At 74.5% G+C, this 2,483-nt stretch carries 1 protein-coding gene; it reads left to right on the forward strand.

From position 1 onward, the window contains the following. A partial coding sequence (locus ACYVE9_RS22850) for an amino acid adenylation domain-containing protein (RefSeq protein WP_461029773.1) occupies positions 1-2,483 on the forward strand: 2,483 nt, incomplete at both ends.

The following is a 2,483-nucleotide window of genomic DNA, read 5'->3' on the forward strand; positions in this document are numbered from 1 at the left end:
CGTTCCTCCGTCGCACCACCGCTGTCCCGGGGGACGAGGCCGAACGGCTGGCGTCCGCCGCGAAGCGCATGGGGGCGTCCCGGAGCGAACTGCTGCTGGCGGCCGTCGCCGCCTACCTGTACCGCGTCACCGGCGCCCCGGACGTGGTGCTGGGCCTGCCCACCATGAGCCGGCTGGGTTCGACCATGCTGCGCACTCCGGGCACGGTGTCGAACATGCTGCCGCTGCCGCTGTCGGTGGGCGCCGGCTGCACCGCCACCGACCTGGTCCGGGCAGCGGCGGCCGAGCTGCGCGCCGCGCGCACCCACCAGCTGTACCGGGGTGAGGACCTGCGCCGCGATCTCGGGCTGCTCGGCGGTGACCGTCGGCTGTACGGCCCGGTCGTCAACCTGGTGCCGTTCGCGCACGACCTGCGGTTCGGCGAGCACCCGGCGACGGCGCACCACCTGTCCGGCGGCCTGGTCGACGACCTGTCCCTGACCGTGCGGCCCGACGTGTCGGGTGAGGGCCCGGAGGGCCTGCGGATCGACTTCGACGCCAATCCGGCACTGTTCACCGAGGACCGACTGGCCGACCACCAGGCCCGGTTGCTGCTGCTCCTGGAGCGGCTGGCCGACGAACCGGAGCGGCCGCTCGCCGAAACGTCACTGCTGCACCCCGGCGAGGCGACGGTCCACCCCGTGGACGCCCCGGAGGCAGTCCGCGCGGACGACACGCTCACCGCCCGCTTCGAGGCGCAGGCGGCCCGTTCCCCCGAGGCGACCGCCGTCACCCACGAGGGCACCGGTCTGAGCTACGCGGACGTCAACCGGCGCGCCAACCGGCTGGCCCGCCTTCTGGTCCGGCGCGGGGCCGGCCCCGGCCGGGTCGTCGCCCTGGCCCTGCCACGCTCGGCACAGCTGCTCGTCGGCATGCTGGCCGTGCTCAAGTCCGGCGCCGCCTACCAGCCGCTGGACCCCGACTATCCGGGTGAGCGCCTCCGCACGGTGACCGCCGACACCTCCCCGGCGCTGCTGCTCACCGACACCGACGTGGCACCGGCCCTGCCGGATCTGGGCACGGCCACCGTCGTCCTGGGCGACGCGGACGCCGACCGGGAGACGGCCGGGTACTCCGCCGCCGACCTCACCGACAGCGACCGCACGGCACCGCTCACCGCCGACGGCACCGCCTACGTCATCCACACCTCCGGGTCCACCGGACGGCCCAAGGGCGTGCCGGTCCCGCACTCCCACGTGCTGCGCCTCTTCACCGCCTCCGCCGCGCACTTCGACTTCGGCCCGGACGACGTGTGGACGCTGTTCCACTCCTGCGCGTTCGACTTCTCCGTCTGGGAGATCTGGGGAGCGCTGCTGCACGGCGGCCGGCTCGTGGTCGTACCGCACGGCACGAGCCGCGCCCCGGCGGAGTTCCGGGAGCTGCTGCGCCGGGAACGGGTGACCGTGCTGAACCAGACGCCGTCCGCCTTCGAGGCGTTGGCGTCGGCCGACGCGGAGCACGCCCCGGCGGGCGACGGGACGGAACCGTGGGCGCTGCGGTACGTCGTCTTCGGCGGTGAGGCGCTGGAACCCGCCCGGCTGCGGCCCTGGGTGGCCCGGTACGGCGACCATTCCCCGGCGCTCGTCAACATGTACGGCATCACCGAGACGACCGTGCACGTCACCCATCACCGGCTGACCCGCCGCGAGATCGAGGACGACACGACCCGCAGCGTCATCGGGGTGCCGCTCCCGGACCTGCGGGTCCACCTGCTCGACCACTGCCTCCAGCCCGTTCCGCCGGGCTGGACCGGGGAGATGTACGTGGCCGGTCCTGGCGTGGCCCCCGGCTACCTCGACCGGCCGGAGCTGACCGCCCAACGCTTCGTGGCCGACCCGTTCGGGCCGCCCGGCGAACGCATGTACCGCACCGGCGACCTGGCGCGCCGCACCGCGGACGGGCTGCTGGAGTACGCCGGGCGGGCGGACCAGCAGGTGAAGATCCGCGGCTTCCGGATCGAACCGGGTGAGATCGAGGCCGCGTTGCGTCGGCACCCCGCGGTGGACCGGGCCGCCGTGGTGGCCCGCCCGGTGGCGGACACCGCCGACCGGATGCTGGTCGCGTATGCCGTCGCCCGTCCGGGACACCACGCAGAACCGTCCGAACTCCGCTCCCACCTCGCGGCCTTGCTGCCCGCGCACATGGTGCCCGGAGCCTGCGTGCTGCTGGAGGCACTGCCGCTCACGGCCAACGGCAAACTGGACGCCGCGGCGCTGCCGGCACCCGACTTCGCGCCCTCGGGCGGCCGGGCGCCCGCGAGTGCCGGCGAGTCGCTGGTCTGCCAGCTGTACGAGGAGCTGCTGCACCTGCCGGCGGCGACCGTCGGACCCGACAGCAACTTCTTCGACCTGGGCGGTCACTCCCTGCTGGCCACCCGCCTGCTGACGCGGCTGCGGGCGGCGACCGGCGCGGACGTCGCCATGTCCGCGCTGTTCGACGCGCCC

The organism is Streptomyces sparsus (assembly GCF_054776295.1).